Annotated in this window: 10 protein-coding genes and 1 pseudogene; 2 read left to right on the top strand and 9 right to left on the bottom strand. The window is 61.9% G+C overall.

Annotated features, from left to right (window positions below; all coding sequences use genetic code 11):
- The first annotated feature begins 107 nt into the window (after positions 1-107).
- Positions 108-3,449 (top strand): maltose alpha-D-glucosyltransferase, encoded by a 3,342-nt coding sequence (gene treS / locus NTD84_RS19705; protein ID WP_262168822.1) that lies wholly within the window; start codon positions 108-110, stop codon positions 3,447-3,449.
- 2 nt (positions 3,450-3,451) lie between these two features.
- A complete protein-coding gene (glgB, locus tag NTD84_RS19710) occupies positions 3,452-5,692 on the top strand; it encodes a 1,4-alpha-glucan branching protein GlgB (protein WP_262168825.1) in 2,241 nt (746 codons plus the stop codon).
- 90 nt (positions 5,693-5,782) lie between these two features.
- On the opposite strand, the gene NTD84_RS19715 is transcribed toward glgB, so the two are convergent.
- From NTD84_RS19715 to glgX, 9 genes and pseudogenes are all read right to left on the bottom strand, one after another.
- Positions 5,783-6,853, bottom strand: coding sequence for an autotransporter outer membrane beta-barrel domain-containing protein (locus tag NTD84_RS19715; protein WP_262168828.1), 1,071 nt, complete (start codon positions 6,851-6,853; stop codon positions 5,783-5,785).
- Between the two features lie 308 nt (positions 6,854-7,161).
- A pseudogene (locus tag NTD84_RS19720) lies at positions 7,162-9,721 on the bottom strand (autotransporter outer membrane beta-barrel domain-containing protein).
- Between the two features lie 264 nt (positions 9,722-9,985).
- On the bottom strand, positions 9,986-10,786 hold the full coding sequence (locus NTD84_RS19725; protein ID WP_262168830.1) for an endonuclease/exonuclease/phosphatase family protein: 801 nt from the start codon (positions 10,784-10,786) through the stop codon (positions 9,986-9,988).
- Positions 10,787-10,951: 165 nt separating this feature from the next.
- Entirely contained in the window at positions 10,952-11,710 is a 759-nt protein-coding gene (locus NTD84_RS19730; protein ID WP_262168833.1) for a PIG-L deacetylase family protein, read from the bottom strand.
- A gap of 121 nt (positions 11,711-11,831) precedes the next feature.
- On the bottom strand, positions 11,832-12,491 hold the full coding sequence (locus NTD84_RS19735; protein WP_262168836.1) for a glycosyltransferase: 660 nt from the start codon (positions 12,489-12,491) through the stop codon (positions 11,832-11,834).
- Entirely contained in the window at positions 12,488-13,087 is a 600-nt protein-coding gene (locus tag NTD84_RS19740) for a class I SAM-dependent DNA methyltransferase (protein ID WP_262168839.1), read from the bottom strand. Before NTD84_RS19740 ends, NTD84_RS19735 begins: the two co-directional genes overlap by 4 nt.
- Positions 13,084-13,842: a PIG-L deacetylase family protein gene (locus NTD84_RS19745; protein WP_262168842.1), complete on the bottom strand. Its 759-nt coding sequence runs from the start codon at positions 13,840-13,842 to the stop codon at positions 13,084-13,086. The genes NTD84_RS19740 and NTD84_RS19745 overlap by 4 nt, the downstream gene beginning before the upstream one ends.
- On the bottom strand, positions 13,839-14,828 hold the full coding sequence (locus NTD84_RS19750) for an acyl-CoA dehydrogenase (RefSeq protein WP_262168844.1): 990 nt from the start codon (positions 14,826-14,828) through the stop codon (positions 13,839-13,841). The genes NTD84_RS19745 and NTD84_RS19750 overlap by 4 nt, the downstream gene beginning before the upstream one ends.
- Position 14,829: 1 nt before the next feature.
- A complete protein-coding gene (glgX, locus tag NTD84_RS19755) occupies positions 14,830-16,989 on the bottom strand; it encodes a glycogen debranching protein GlgX (protein ID WP_262168847.1) in 2,160 nt (719 codons plus the stop codon).
- Between the last annotated feature and the right edge of the window lie 60 nt (positions 16,990-17,049).

Below are 17,049 nucleotides of genomic sequence, written 5' to 3' on the forward strand. Positions count from 1 at the left end.
CCCCCCCGCCCCCCCCCCCCCCCCCCCCCCCCCACCCCCGCCCCCCCCCCCCCCCCCCCCACCCACAGGGAGGCAAGCGGCTTTTTCGAATTCAACAGGAGTTTCAAATGGCGAAGAAACCCAAGGCTGCCACGTTTATCAAGGATCCGCTCTGGTACAAGGATGCAGTGATCTACCAAGTTCACGTTAAGTCTTTTTTCGACTCCAACAATGACGGGATTGGCGACTTTCCCGGCCTTATCGCCAAACTCGATTACATCGCCGATCTCGGCGTCAACACCATCTGGCTGCTGCCGTTCTATCCGTCGCCACGCCGCGACGACGGCTATGACATTGCCGAATACCGTGGTGTGCACCCCGATTACGGGACCATGGCCGACGCCCGGCGTTTCATCGCCGAGGCGCACAAACGTGGCCTGCGGGTGATCACCGAGCTGGTCATCAACCACACCTCGGACCAGCACGCCTGGTTCCAGCGTGCGCGCAAAGCCAAGCCGGGGTCGGCGGCGCGGGATTTCTACGTCTGGTCCGACGACGACCATAAATACGACGGCACGCGCATCATCTTTATCGACACCGAGAAATCCAACTGGACCTGGGATCCGGTCGCCGGTCAGTACTTCTGGCACCGTTTCTATTCGCACCAGCCGGACCTGAATTTCGATAACCCGCAGGTCATGAAAGCCGTGCTGTCGGTGATGCGTTACTGGCTCGACATGGGCATCGACGGCCTGCGCCTGGACGCGATCCCGTACCTCATCGAACGCGACGGCACCAATAACGAAAACCTGCCCGAGACCCACGACGTCCTCAAGCAGATCCGTGCCGAAATCGACGCAAATTACCCCGACCGCATGCTGCTCGCCGAAGCCAACCAGTGGCCGGAAGACACCCAGCTGTATTTCGGCGACATCGACGCCAAGGGCCTGAATGGCGACGAATGCCACATGGCGTTCCACTTCCCGTTGATGCCGCGCATGTACATGGCGCTGGCCCAGGAAGACCGTTTTCCGATCACCGATATTTTGCGCCAGACCCCGGAAATCCCGGCCAATTGCCAGTGGGCGATCTTCCTGCGCAACCACGATGAGTTGACCCTGGAAATGGTCACCGACAAGGAACGCGACTACCTGTGGAATTACTACGCGGCGGACCGTCGCGCGCGGATCAACCTGGGGATCCGCCGTCGCCTGGCACCGTTGATGGAACGCGATCGTCGCCGGGTGGAGCTGCTGAATAGCCTGCTGCTGTCGATGCCCGGCACGCCGACGATGTACTACGGCGATGAAATCGGCATGGGCGACAACATCTACCTCGGCGACCGTGACGGCGTGCGCACACCCATGCAGTGGTCGATCGACCGTAACGGCGGCTTCTCCCGCGCCGACCCCGCCAGCCTGGTGCTGCCGCCGATCATGGACCCGCAATACGGTTACCTGTCGGTCAACGTTGAAACCCAGGCTGGCGACCCGCACTCGTTGCTGAACTGGACGCGACGCATGCTCGCGGTGCGCAAGCAATCCAAGGCGTTCGGTCGCGGCAGCCTGAAAATGCTGTCGCCGAGCAATCGGCGGATTCTGGCCTACACCCGTGAATTTACCGGGGCCGACGGCAAGCACGAGATCATTCTGTGCGTGGCCAACGTGTCCCGCAGCGCCCAGGCGGCGGAACTGGACCTGTCGGCCTACGTCGGCATGGTGCCGGTGGAAATGCTCGGCGGTAACGCTTTCCCGCCGATCGGCCAGTTGAATTTCCTTCTGACTCTGGCGCCGTACGGCTTCTATTGGTTTGTACTCGCCGCGGAGAATCAAATGCCTAGCTGGCACGTAGAACCGGCGCAAAGCCTGCCGGACTTCACCACCCTGGTGCTGAAAAAACGCCTGGAAGAACTGCTCGATGCGCCGTCCCGCGGTTCGCTGGAGCAGACCATCCTGCCGAATTGGCTGCAGAACCGGCGCTGGTTTGCCGGCAAGGATGCGACGATCGAGAAGATCAACCTGGCCTACGGCGTGCGCTTCGGCGATGCGCAGCATCCGGTGCTGCTGAGCGAGATCGAAGTCACCAGCGGTGGGCAGACCAGCCGTTATCAGCTGCCGTTCGGTTTCATTGCCGACGATCAGGTTGGCCCCGCATTGCCGCAGCAGCTGGCGCTTTCGCGGGTACGACGTGGCCCTCAGGTGGGCTTGATCACCGATGCGTTCAGCCTGGAAAACTTCATCCTCGCCGTGCTGCAAGGCATGCAGAACAACACCGTGCTGCCATCCGATGGCGGCGAGATCCGCTTTGAATCGACGGCCGAGCTGGCCAAACTGGGCCTGGGCGCTGAATCCGAAGTGCGTTACCTGTCGGCGGAGCAATCGAACAGTTCAGTGGTGGTCGGCAAAAGCATGGTGCTCAAGCTGATCCGTAAAGTCGCCTCCGGGGTGCACCCGGAACTGGAAATGAGCGCGTACCTGACCAATGCCGGCTTCGCCAACATCTCGCCGTTGCTGGGCTCGGTCGTACGCCGGGATGCCCAGGGCGAAGACAATCTGTTGATGATCGCCCAGGGTTATCTGAGCAATCAGGGCGATGCCTGGGAATGGACGCAGAACAACCTCGAACGGGCGTTGCGCGACGAACTGGCGGATGCCATGTCCGAGCAGGAACAGCACTACAACGCCCTCGGCGAGCTGAAAGACTTTGCCGGCATGCTCGGCCAGCGTCTGGGGGAAATGCACCAGGTGCTGGCGGCGCCGACCGATGACCCGGACTTCGAACCGAAAGTCACGACGCAAAAAGAAGCCCTGGCCTCGGCCAAGGATGTGGCCGCGCAACTGGAACACGCGCTGAAACTGCTCAAGCAGCATCAAAGCGAACTGAACCCAGCGGACAAAACCCTGGTCAGTCGTTTACTGGACAACAAAAAAGCCATCCTTGGCCACGTCCAGGAACTGGGCAGGAAGGCTATTGGAGGTTTACGCATTCGCGTGCACGGCGACTTGCACCTCGGGCAGGTGCTGGTGATCAAGGGCGATGCCTACCTGATCGACTTCGAGGGCGAGCCGGCGCGGCCACTGGCCGAGCGTCGCGGCAAGCACAGCCCGTACAAGGACGTCAGCGGTGTTTTGCGTTCTTTCGACTATGCGGCGGCCATGGCGATTATCGTGCATAACGTCGATAACACCGCCGAGGCCCAAGCCGCGCGGCAACGCGTCTCCGATCGCTATTTAAATGAAGCGAAACAGGCATTTGTCGACGCTTATCGGCTGGCGGCAGCTAGTCTTGGTCATGCGTGGCAAGATCCGGAAGGCGAGGACGCCGCGCTGGCGTTGTTCGGTCTGGAGAAGGCGGCGTACGAGGTAGCCTATGAGGCAGAAAACCGGCCCACTTGGCTACCCGTGCCGTTGCACGGTTTATATGGATTATTGAGTGGGCTTAAACCCTTTTCCGATCTTGGTGGAGAGTAGTCATGAGTTTCTCGAACAGGGAACAGGGTAACGCGGGTCATGCCAGAGAGGCGTTAATGCCCGGACCGCGGGACATCGACGCGCTGGTACGCGCCGAGCATCACGACCCTTTTGCAATTCTCGGCCCCCATGGTGACGACGCCGGCGGCCAATTCATTCGGGCTTATCTGCCGGACGCCTTGAGTGTTCAGGTGCTGAGCAAAGATTCCGGGGAAGAACTCGGTTCACTGCAAGCCACGGAAACACCGGGGCTGTTTGTCGGGCATTTCGACCGGTTGCAGCCCTACGTTCTTCGCACGCGCTGGGCCGGCGGCGAACAGGTGTCGGAAGATCCCTACAGCTTCGGCCCGCTGCTGGGCGAAATGGACTTGTATCTGTTTGCCGAAGGCAATCACCGCGACCTCAGCAGTTGCCTCGGCGCGCAGCTGAAAAACGTCGATGGCGTCGACGGCGTGCGTTTCGCCGTGTGGGCACCGAATGCCAAGCGGGTGTCGGTGGTCGGTGACTTCAACAACTGGGACGGCCGTCGGCACCCGATGCGCCTGCGTCATCCCACGGGTGTCTGGGAGTTGTTCATTCCGCGGATGCAGGCGGGAGAAGCCTACAAGTACGAGATCCTCGGGGCCCACGGCATTTTGCCGCTCAAGGCTGACCCGATGGCCCTGGCGACCACGCTGCCGCCGGACACCGCGTCGAAAGTTGCCTCGCCGCTGAACATCGACTGGCAGGATCACGAGTGGATGCAGGCCCGGGTCGAGCGTTCGCGGCCAAGTGCGCCGCTGTCGATTTACGAACTGCACGCCGGTTCCTGGCAGTGCGAGCTGGACGACCTGGGTGAAGTCGCCCGCCAGTACACCTGGCATGAGCTGGGCGAACGGTTGATACCTTACGTCAAGGAGCTGGGTTTCACTCACATCGAGCTGATGCCGATCATGGAGCACCCGTTTGGCGGCTCCTGGGGCTATCAACTGCTTTCGCAATTCGCTCCGAGCGCCCGCTACGGTTCGCCGGATGATTTCGCCGCGTTCGTCAACGCCTGCCACCTGGCAGACATTGGCGTCATCCTCGATTGGGTGCCGGCGCATTTTCCCACCGACACCCACGGCCTGGCGCAGTTCGACGGCACCGCGCTGTACGAATACGGCAACCCACAGGAAGGTTTCCACCAGGATTGGGACACGTTGATCTACAACCTGGGTCGCACCGAAGTGCACGGCTACATGCTGGCGTCGGGGCTGCACTGGCTCAAGCATTTCCACGTCGATGGCCTGCGTGTCGATGCGGTGGCGTCGATGCTGTACCGCGACTATTCGCGCAAGGCCGGCGAGTGGGTGCCCAACCGTCACGGCGGTCGGGAGAACCTTGAAGCGATCGACTTCCTGCGTCACCTCAATGATGTGGTCAACATTGAAGCGCCCGGCGCTTTGGTGATCGCCGAGGAATCCACGGCATGGCCCGGCGTCAGTCAAAGCACGCAACAGGGCGGCCTCGGTTTCGACTACAAATGGAACATGGGCTGGATGCACGATTCGCTGCATTACATCCAGCAGGACCCGGTCTATCGCGCGCATCACCACAACGAACTGAGCTTCGGCCTGGTGTATGCCTGGTCCGAGCGCTTCATCCTGCCGATCTCCCATGACGAAGTGGTCCACGGCAAGCACTCGTTGATCGACAAGATGCCCGGCGACCGCTGGCAGAAATTCGCCAACCTGCGGGCGTACCTGAGTTTCATGTGGGCGCACCCGGGCAAGAAGCTATTGTTCATGGGCTGTGAATTTGGCCAGTGGCGCGAATGGAACCATGACCAGCAGCTTGATTGGTACCTGCTGCAGTATTCGGAACACAAAGGCGTGCAGAAACTGGTCAGCGACCTGAATCGCTTGTACCGCGAGGAACCGGCGCTGCATGACCAGGACGATGCGCCGCAAGGCTTCCAGTGGCTGATTGGCGACGACGCGATCAACAGCGTCTATGCGTTCCTGCGCTGGAGCAAAGACGGGCGTCCGGTGCTGGTGGTGGCGAACTTCACACCGGTGCCGCGTGCGGGGTATCGCATCGGCGTACCGTTTGCCGGACGCTGGAGCGAGGTCATCAACAGTGATTCGGCGACCTACGCCGGTTCTAACTACGGCAACGGTGGCGAGGCGTTTACCGAGGAAGAAGCGAGCCATGGGCAGGCTCTGTCGCTGGTGCTGAATCTGCCGCCGCTGGCGGTGTTGATGCTGCGGCCGGAGGGTTGATCTTCTAGACCGCGTCGCGCCCTTCGCGAGCAATTCGACTTGCTCGCGAAGGCGTAGGCCCGGACAACTCAAATCTGCAGATCCAACCGCTCACCACCGCATCCGAATCCCCAGACTCCCGATCAACCCATTCAAATCATTGTCATCCACGTCGCTGCTGTAATCCGCGCTGACGTACAGACTCACCACCGGCGTCACCCGTGCCACCAGCCCCAATCCCACATCAACCGTCGATGAGTTCCGGCTGCTGCTGATCTTGTCGACCTGATCGAGGGTCACGGTGTTGCCGGTATACACCGTGTGCCACAAGTTGGTCCGCACGTAGGGTTCGACGCCCAGCCCGTTGATGTCGTAACTGCCTTTCAAGCGGGCGCCGACCCGGCCGCTCCAGGACGTGAGGTCAGTGGACGACGCATTGCCGGACCCCGCATACGGCGTGTCCAGCGTGATGCGTTGATTGATCAACTGCGCCTGGGGTTCGACGATCCAGTTCTCGCTCAGACCGATCGGGAAACCGCCTTCCACCGAGAGGGTCAGGGCGCTGCCTTCAGTGGCCTGGCGGGCGCCTTGTTCATTGCGGCTGAAGCCATTGACCCGACCACCGCTGGCCGTCAAATCCACGTGCCAGCCCTGAGGGCCGGTCAGGCTCCAGTAGGCGCCGAGGCTTTGGCCTTGCAGGTTCAGGGTGTCAGTGTTCGGGTCAGCAAGGGCGCGGCTGGTGAGCAGACCATTGCCGTTGGCCTGGAACTGACTGATACCGCCGATCAGACCGACCTGCTGGGTATGCCCGCTGCTGCTTTGCAGGGTCAGGATCGCCGGGCCTTTGGATGAGTTGGTGCCGGAAAGGCCGAGCCCCTGTGACTCGTAATCGGTCTGGGCCTGGCGCGCCGGTTGGCCATAGACCTGATCCCAGGCCGACGGCGCGGCATCTTCGATTGTCAGGCGTGAACTTCGCAAATCGGCTGCGGCGCTGAATCGGCCGGGATAGGTGTTAGCGAAAGCGGGCAGGGCAAGGGACGGAACATCCTGGTAATACCAGGGGGCGGTTTCTTCATCGGCAGCCGGCGTGGCCTGCACTTCCATGGTTGAGCACAGCAGGAGTGAACTCGACACCGTGCAAAACGTGATTTTGATCTCTTGTTGGGTGAATGAAGTTTTCATGGAGGTCTACCTTGCAGTCGCATGCGTTATCTCGCTTTTGGCGTCTCTCCTACCCCGAATGAGGGGCGGCCGAATGGATTAGAGCAAGCCTTCAGCTGCCCGTTTTCACGGGAAACTGAGGCTTGTCTGATGGTACTTCGGGGGTAGTAACGTGAAGCTAAGAAGACTGAAGCGGGCGCGTCAAGAAAATGGCCGATAAGCGGTTCTGTTATTTCAGGTGATTTAAGTGGCTGGTTTCTGGCGAATCTCTAAGTTCTTGTTTGTTCGAATAAACGTCGAACAACGACGGGCCAGAGCCTTCTAAACCGCTACCAACTCACTCTGATACCTGCGTTGCCGAAAATTCCCCGTTGTTGGTTACTGTCGATATTGCTGGTGTAGTCGACGCCAGCGTACACACTGACCGACGAGGCCAGGCTCAACACCATTCCCACCCCGAGGTCGGCGGATGAGGCGCGTTGCTGGGTGTCGATCTGATCGACATGGTCGAAAGTGACCGTATCGGTACCGGTGAAGGTGTGCCAGATATTCGCCCTCACGTACGGTTCGAGCGGCCTGCCGCTGACTGCATAACGCCCCTTGAGGCGCGCGCCGACGCGGCCGGTCCAGCTGTTATCGGCATCGAACGAGACATGTGAGATGCCGTCGTCCTGGCCGTCGAGCTGCACTTTCTGGTAGATGGCTTGCGCCTGGGGTTCGATCACCCAATTGTCGGCTACCGGGATCGGGTAGCCGACCTCGGCAGAGAGGGTCATGACGTGCCCATCGTTGTCGATCTTCAGGCCGCGATCAGAATGATTGTCACCGTCCAGCCAGGTGTACATCGCGACGGTGTCGAGGTAGGCACCGGCGGGATCGATCAGCGTCCAGTAGAGGCCAAGGCTGTTGCCTTCAAGGTCGACCTTGCCCGCGCTTTTGCCCTGGAAGCCGCCGTTGAAACCGTCGACATCGCCCTGCAAGCGACTATGGCCGACGAAGAAACCAGTCCGTTGAGTTTGCCCACCGGCCAGTTGCGAGCTAAACAGGTCATTACCGACCTGAAAGCCGTTGAGCGAACCGTCGAGTTTCGGGGTTACGGTGCCGGCCCAGGTCTGTTCGAAGTTCTTGCCATAGACCCGGCCCCAGCCCGCGCTCAGGGCGCCGGTTTCGCTGAGCAGGCGCTGATCGCCCTGACGATCGTGGAAGGTGCCAAGCGCGTTCAGCGCCAGCTGCGCGGCGGCGGGCGGCATCACTGACCAGACCGGGACTTCGGCGCGGTACAGCGGGATCGGCGCGGCACCCGGCACGGCGGCAGGTAACAGCGGAATCTCCCCGGCGACGGCAGCTGCCACGGGGACGGGCACGAGAGGTTCGAGGGTCGGCGGCAGCGTCGGGTCCGCGTTCGCCACCGCGACCAGCGGCGGTGCAACCACCGTCGAGCGCAAATACCAGCTGTTTTCGCTGCCGACGGTGACGCCGCCCTTGAACAGGTTGTAATCGAACGCTCCGGCCGACACCGGGGCGTTCAGCGCGAAGGCGCCACTATTGCTGACGGCTGTGCCCTGGGCTTGCACCAGTTGAATGCCGTTTTGCAGGGTTGCGGCGCCTGTGCCGCCGACGTTGGTGACCGTGATCAGCGTGTTGCCGGTCAACGTGCCGTTGTTGACCACCAGTTTGTCGCTGGGCGAGCTGTCATCGCCGAGCGCACTTTGCAGCAGCAATTGACCACCATTGCCGGTCGTAGTTGCCCTGAACGGTCAAGGTGTCGTTGGTCCGGGTGTTGCCACTGGTGAGGTCGATTACACCGCTGTTGTTCAGCGTGGCCAGTTGGCCGGGTGTGAACGCTGCAATGCTGCCCTGGACCGATGTCAGCGTGCTGCTGCCATCAATGTTGAAGACGCCGGTGCCGGTGGCGCTGTCGCCCAGGCTGAAAATGCCGTCCAGGTCGAAGCGCGAGCCGTTGGTGAGGTTGACCGTTTCCCAATTGGTGTAGCGGCTGGCACCGGCGGAGGTGGTCTTGTCGAAGGTCAGCACGTTGTTGCCGGTGCCGCCGTCGAGCGTCGGGGTGGTCGCGAGGGTGCTTTGCGTCAGATTGCGCAGGGTTGCCCGATCATTGCCGACGTCCATCAGGATCGCCGAGCGGATGATCCCGCCACCGTCCCATACCAGCGTGTCATCGCCGGCGCTGGCGCGGATCTCGCCGACGATCTCGCCGCCGGTGACGGTGATGCTGTCATTGCCGCCGCTGACGCTGATGTTGCCACCGATTCGCCCGCCAGAAACGATGATCGTGTCGGTGCCGAAACCGGTGACCAGGTTGCCGATGATCTGCCCGCCCGACAGGTCGAAAATATTGTTGTCGAGCTTCATGTCGACCCGACCGATGCTGCCCCCGGTCATTCTGGCCACATCGCCATCTTCGAAGGCGCCAACGATGGTGCCGCCGGTCATCAGGAACGAATCACGGCTGTCGCCTTGGGCCAGGGACTGGAGGGTCCCGCCGCTCATGACGAAATTGTCGATATTGGCGCCTTGATTAACGGCGCCGGTGATTTGCCCGGCGCTGATGGTGAGGGTATTGGCGCCGTCGCCCTGATCAAGGGTGCCGTTGATCGTTCCGGAATTCATGATCACGCTGTCGGCCCCCGCACCGAAGCGCACGTTGCCGTTGATCACACCGGTGCCGTTGGCGGGAAAGGTCAGGGTGTTGTTGCCGGTCAGATCGGTCAGCGGCCCGCTGCTGCCGCTGTCACAGGTGAAGTTGTCGTTACCCGCGGTCGGGGTCAGCGTGCACGCCGCGTGGGCGGTGTGAGACCAGCCGACACACAGATAGAGGGAAAAGGCGCACGCAGAATAGCGATACTTGGGCAGCACGGTCGCAAAACTCATGTTCGTCTCCACGCATCAGCTGGCGCCGAACCGTGCCCTCGTCATGAGTGACAGTGATTCGGGTGCCCTGGCAGCGCTGATTGCGAGACGAAAAACGCAGTGATCCCTACTGAAAACCCTGGCAATTCTGGCTGCAACGGTCCCGTCCATATGACAACCGGTATGGACAGACGCACCGTAACAATAGAATTGGTAGCCCGGCTACTGTCATAAGTAACAGGTAGGGCGTTTATTTGGGTTTTTTTCAGGGTTGGGTGGAAAAAGTCAGAGATGCACTTCCACCGCCAGTGGCAAATGATCCGACAGGTGCGTCCACGGTTTGCTGCCCAATATGCGCGGATCATGACTGCTGGCATTGCGCAGGTAGATCCGGTCCAGGCGTAGCAACGGAAACCGCGCCGGATAGGTTTTTGCCGGGCGACCGTGATGGCGTTCGAAGGCTTCGTGCAGGTAGTCGCGACGGGCGAGGGCCGCGTTGCCTTGCAACTGCCAGTCGTTGAAGTCGCCGGCGATGATCACGGGGGCATCATCGGGCAGGGATTCGAGCAGTTGGCAGAGCAGTTCCAGCTGAAGTTGGCGGTGGCTTTCCAGCAGGCTGAGGTGGACGCAGATTGCGTGGACTTCGGCGTGGCCTGGCACATCGAGCACGCAATGCAGGAGCCCGCGGCGTTCGGGGCCGGTGATCGAGACGTCGAGGTTGCGGTATTCGCGGATGGGGTATTTCGACAGCAGGGCGTTGCCGTGGTGGCCATCGGGGTAGACCGCGTTGCGCCCGTAGGCGAAGTCGCTCCACATGCTGTCGGCCAGAAACTCGTATTGCGAGGTCTGCGGCCAGTCGTTGAAACGGGAAGAATGGCGCTCGTGCTCGCCGACAACCTCCTGCAGAAACACCAGGTCCGCCGAGGTGCTGCGCACCGCTTCACGCAGTTCCGGGAGAATGAAGCGTCGGTTGAGCGCGGTAAAACCCTTGTGGGTATTGACCGTCAGCACCCTGATTCGATGAATCGCCGGAGGCGCCTCGGATGGCATCGATTCGACGGCCTGTCGCTTGGAATCACTGGTCACGTTCACTCCTCTGAATCAGGGCTGCTTATGTATGCGACTGATGCGGGGGCGGGCAGTTCAGTTTGCGCGATGGGTCAGGATAGCGGGCTCATATCAATCCTGCAGGAGCCCGGAGTTCACACTATTCCTGCCCGCCACATAACCCTGCAGGAGCTGGCCCGCCGTTCAGATGAACACGATTTCATAGGGCAACCGCATCCGCTCCAGTAACACCGGTGGTATCAACGGGGCGAGGCCGATGGCGGGTTCGCCGTCGAGCTGGCTGGCGTAGGCGTGGGTGGCGTGGCTTTTGCGCGCGACGGTCCAGGTATCGAGCCGGAGCTTGCGGGCGCGGTGCCAGGGGATCAGGTTGCTGTCCCGCGTTGGCCAGTGCCAGGCCCAGACCGGCACCTCATTGAACGCCGCCCCGACCATCGACGCCGCTTGCGCACTGGCGCGACCAACCGCGTCATGGTCGATGTTGCCGTCCTCGCACCAGGTGCTGAACACCACATCGCCCGGTCGCAGGTACCGGGCGATGAATTCGGTCAATTGCAGCTCGCGCTCGGCCAGTGCGTTATCGGTAAACCCGCCGCGAATCCACTTCAGGCTGTGCATCGGCAACCCGAGGCGGCGCAGGGCTTCGACGCTTTCCTGCGGGCGGAACACGCTGAGGCGTTTCTCCGACCATTGCTGCGACCCCGGGTGACTGGCGCTGCCATCGGTAATCGAGATCAATTGCAGGGGATGACCGAGGGCGCTGAGCAGTTGCAGAAGGCCGCCGCAGGTCACCACTTCGTCGCCGGGGTGCGGGGCGATCACCACGGCGCGTGCACCGGTGGGAACCAACGTCTGGGTGTTGATGACCGGAACATTTTCCAGCTGAGGCGCGGAGTTCCAGATCTGGGCTGACAGGCTGCTGTCGCTGAGGGAAACAGGTTTCATCAGACTACGTCCTTGTTGTAATGGATAGCAATGTGCCGCGCTCCGGGCCCTGGATTGCAGCGAGCAGAGTATTGCTCAACTCACGCTGTTCGTCGCGTTTATGTTCCAAACGGTGGGTTTTTTATCCGCTCTGAATCATTCCTCGCAAGTAATCGCCGAAGCCACCCCGGGCGCGACTGTCCAGCCTGGCACTGGTCAGCACCTGAGGACGGTGGCTCCAGGCGATCGTCGCCCCGCAGCGTTCAAGCTGTCGCACCAACTGCACATCCTCATCGCAGGCCAACGCTTTGAAACCACCGGCGCGCCGATAGGCGTCAGCACTGATGCCGAGATTGGCGCCGTGAATATGCCGGTGGCCTTCGCGGGCCTGATAATGCTGGTGATAACGAATCTGCGCAGCTTCGTCGAACGACTCATCCCAGGTTTCCACGGTGACCGTACCGCACACCGCATCAACGGCAAGCGACAGCTGCGCCACCAGCCAGTCGTGGGCGACACGACTGTCGGCGTCGGAGCAGGAAATCCAGCGCGCCCCGCGCTCCAGCAGAAAGCGCGCCCCGACCGCGCGGGCCTGGCCGACATTGCGCGCGTCGATTTCCAGGCAATGCACCGGGTAGCGGCCGACAATCGCGGACGACCGGTCGGTGCAACTGTCGAGCACCACCAACACGTCGACCGGCTCACCGCCAAGCAGCTCGTGTTGCGCCGCACGCAACGCCGCTTGCAAACAGTCGTCAAGCAAATCTTCTTCGTTATGCGCCGGGATCAGGATGCCGATCATCGCAAGCCCTCCAGCGCCGCCACGGAGCGTGGTTCGCGGCTCCAGAGTTCCAGCAGAAAATCGGCTTCCTGATGCAGGACCAGGCGCGGCAAGTGCAGATGCTCGTGCAACTGGTCATGGACCTGCCGAGCGTTCAACGGGCAGCCATCGATCGGTGGGCGCCAGTGACAGGCCAGCAATTGACCGTCGGCCGTCAGCGACTGCGCGGCGTGTTGAATCAGCTGGTTGAGGTCGTCGGCGTCCAGGTAATAGCCGACTTCACTTAGCACGATCAGGTCGAACTGTTCGTTCGGCCAGTCGCCGGGCAGGCGACCCTGGTGGACTTCGGCGTGATCGAACAGGCTCAGGCGTGTGCGCGCCAGGGCCACGGCGGCTGACGCCGTGTCGTAACACAGCAGGCGATCGCAGCGCGTCGCCAGGTCGGCGCTCAATTCACCGTTGGCGCAGCCGGGTTCAAAGATCGAGCGGTAGCGCGGCCGGGGCAACGCGGCCAGGGTAATTGCCCGTTTACGCTGTTCGTACCAGCGCTGGCGAAACGCCCAGGGATCGTCGTTGCCGGCAAACAATCCATCGAAGTAACGATCCTCGACACTCATAGAAACACCACCTCGAATGGTTGCAGCAAACGATCGATCACATACGGCGCCAGCACCGGCGGCAAGCCGATGTGCGGGTCGCCTTCCAGTTGACTGGCGAAGGCGTGAATCGCATGACGTTTGCGCGCCACCAGCGGCGGCGTCAGCAGGATTTTTCGCGCTCGCTCCCAGGGCACCAGGCTGTCTTCAGGCGTTGCCCAGTGCCAGGTCCAGACGGGCAGCTCATGCACGGTCGCGCCAACCCGTTTCGCCGCCGCAGCGCTGGCACGCCCGACCGCCTCATGATCGCAATGCCCGTCTTCGCGCCACGTAGTGAACACCACGTCGTTGGGCCGCAGGTGTCGCTCGATGAATTCACTCAACTGCGCTTCCCGCGACGCTACCTGGCTGTCGGCGAACCCACCCCGTAACCATTTCAGGCTGTGCAATGGCAAGCCGAGTCGACGTAACGCTTCGGCCGACTCCTGCGGCCGCACCACGCTCAAGCGCTCGACCGGCCAGCGCCGGGAACCGGGGTGACTGGCGCTGCCATCGGTGACCGAAATCAACTCCAACGGTCTGCCGGCGGCAGCGAGTAATTGCAGGAAGCCGCCGCAGCCGAGCACTTCATCGTCCGGATGTGGCGCTACGATCACGGCCCGCGAGCCTTGCGGCACCAGATCGAGAATGTCGATCACTGGCAATTGCGCCAGATGGCTGGAGGTCTGCCACTGGTGCAGGGGCGTGCCCTGACCGACGATAGGATTGGTTTTCATAACGTCCATGTTCCGTTGATGACGTGCTTGCCGAGGGCGGCAAGGTCGCGTTCTGCGTGGCTTTGCCGCAGGAACACCGGCAGGTCGGCGATCAGTCGGGCGAACTGCCGGTCCTTGCAATACGGGCCGGCGCCAAGGGCGTGGCCGACGTGCAGAATCACCTGCTCGACACTGTTTTCAACCACCGCCCGGGCCCGGCGAGCCAGGCCTTCAGCATCCTCCTGAGGCGCTGCGTCAATACTCGAGGCGCTGAAGCGCAACACCGTCGCCGCGGCATGCAGCGCACTGTCGACGGCACCGAGATGGGCGAGGGCGTGGGGTTCTTCGCGATGGGCACAATGACTTCGCAGCCGTTCGGCGAGGCTTTGCGCCGCGCCATACCAGCACGCCGCGATGCCGATTCCGCCTTGCCAGAAACCCGGGCGCCGCAGGTAATCGCCGGGATGACCGATGGCCTGGGCTTCGGCGCCGTCGAACAGCACCTCCACGCTGCCGGTGGCAGCCATGCCCACGGCTTGCCAGCCTTGATCGGTGACGGTCACACCAGGCTGATCCAGCGCCACCGCGACCAATTGCTGCCGGTCCTGTTCGTCCCAGGCGGTGAGCAGCGCATGACTCAACGCCGCGGCCCCCGAACACCAGGCTTTGCGGCCGTTCAAGGCTACGAGCTGACCTTGCCGGCTGACCCGTACCCGCGCGTCCGGTGGTTCCGCTGCCCACATTCCCCACGTGCTGCAAGCCGTGGGCGAGCCGCCCAGTTGCTGAATGATCGCCAGGGCGTCGGTATGACCTTCGTACAGCTTGCACAACCCCAAGTCATGCCCGCCAACCTCGGCCAGACGCTGGAACCTTTCCAGCGTCTGGCCACCGCCCGGCAGCGGGAGCTGATCGAGACCCGCCTCGACCATTTCCCGCAGGCACCGGCCTAGCGCCTGAGTGTCGGCGTAGTCCGGTGGCTGTCGCTGCAGAAAAGCCTGTAGGTCCATTTCACTCTTCTTCCTCATGCTGCAATTCGAACAGCAGCAACGAACGGCCGGTGACCGAATATTCGTGCCCGAACGCGAAGCGCTCCTGGCCACGGACCGACGGCTGGTTGGTGTCGATCATGCAGGTCCAGAAGCCGCCATCCGGCACTTCCGGCAGGGTGAAATTGACGATGTCGTGGTGCGCGTTGACCACTAGCAACAACGTCGCGTCACCGCCCTTGCGGCGAATCCCGGTTTCCTGGGCGCGACCATCGAGCAGCATGCCCAGGCACTTGCCATGGGCGTCTTCCCATTGCTCGATGGTCATCTCTTCGCCGCTGGGCGCGAGCCAGGTGACATCCTTGACACCGATGTCCTCGTTGTAATTGCCCACCAGGAAGCGTCCGCGGCGCAGGATCGGGTAGGCCAGGCGTAATTTGATCAGGCGTTTGACGAACTTGAGCAGGGCCTTGCCGTCCTCGCTCAGGTCCCAGTTGACCCAGCCGATTTCGCTGTCCTGGCAGTAGGCGTTGTTGTTGCCGTCCTGGGTGCGGGCAAATTCGTCGCCCGCCACCAGCATGGGTGTGCCCTGGGACAGCAGCAAGGTGGCGAAGAAGTTGCGCATCTGGCGGAAGCGCAATTCGTTGATCTCGGGGTCGTCGGTCGGGCCTTCGACGCCATGGTTCCACGACAGGTTGTTGTTGCTGCCGTCCTGGTTGTTCTCGTCGTTGGCTTCGTTGTGCTTGTCGTTGTACGACACCAGGTCGTTGAGGGTGAAACCGTCGTGGGCGGTGATGAAGTTCACCGACGAGTACGGACGACGACCACGCTGGTTGAACATTTCCCCCGAGGCGGTCATGCGGCTGGCAAAGTCGGCCAATTGACCCTCATCGCCTTTCCAGAAGGCGCGCACGGTGTCGCGGAACTTGTCGTTCCACTCGACCCAGCCCGGCGGAAAGCCACCGACCTGATAACCGCCGGGACCGCAGTCCCAGGGCTCGGCAATCATTTTCACCTGGCGCAGCACCGGGTCCTGGCGACAGGCGACGAGGAAGCTGTGACGCTCGTCGAAACCATCGTGGTAACGCCCGAGGATGGTCGCCAGGTCAAAGCGGAAACCGTCGACGTGCATTTCCGTGGCCCAGTAACGCAGGGAGTCGGTGACCATCTGCAGTACGCACGGATGACTCAGGTCCAGGGTGTTACCGGTGCCGGAATCGTTGATGTAGAAGCGCTTGTCGTCGGGCATCAAGCGATAGTACGAGGCGTTGTCGATGCCACGCATGGACAGGGTCGGACCTTGTTCGTTGCCCTCGGCGGTGTGGTTGTAGACCACGTCGAGGATCACTTCGAGATTGGCTTCGTGCAGGTGCGCGACCATCTCCTTGAACTCGGCGATCTTGCCACTGGCCAGGTAGCGCGGGTCCGGGGCGAAAAACGCGATGCTGTTGTAGCCCCAGTAATTGGTCATGCCCTTGTGCAGCAGGTGCTGGTCATTCACGAAGGCGTGAATCGGCAGCAGTTCCACGGTGGACACGCCGAGCTTGCGGATGTGTTCCAGCACGTCATCGACCATCAACCCGGCAAAGGTGCCACGCACATTCTCAGGAACCGAGGGGTGACGCATGCTAATGCCACGCACGTGGGTCTCATAAATGATCGTCTTGTCCCACGGCACGCTGACGCGATGGTCATGACCCCACGTGTGCGCCGGGTCGATCACCTTGCACTTGGGCACGAACGGCGCACTGTCTCGTTCGTCGAAGCTCAGGTCGGCGTCGGGATGGCCGATGGTGTAGCCGAACAGCGCTTCGGACCATTTCAGCTCGCCGACCAGTTGTTTGGCGTACGGGTCGATCAGCAGTTTGTTGTGGTTGAAGCGATGACCGTTGGCCGGGTCATACGGGCCATAGACACGGTAGCCGTAGATCAGCCCCGGATGGGCGTCGGGCAGATAACCGTGATAGATCTCGTCGGTGTATTCCGGCAGCTCGATGCGCTCAAGTTCTACCTCGCCAGCGTCATCGAAGATGCACAGTTCAACCTTGGTGGCGTTGGCGGAAAACAAGGCGAAGTTGACCCCCAGACCATCCCAGGTCGCGCCCAGTGGGAAGGGCAGGCCTTCCCGGATGCGCGAGGCCTCGGCTTGAGGTTCTGGCGCGGCTTTCTTTGGATTGCTCATACAGGCTCCTGCAAATAAGGGGGTCATTCGTCCTGTAGGAGCGAGCTTGCTCGCGAGGAA

The sequence above is a fragment of the Pseudomonas sp. 14P_8.1_Bac3 genome (genome assembly GCF_025466085.1).
Lineage (GTDB): Bacteria > Pseudomonadota > Gammaproteobacteria > Pseudomonadales > Pseudomonadaceae > Aquipseudomonas.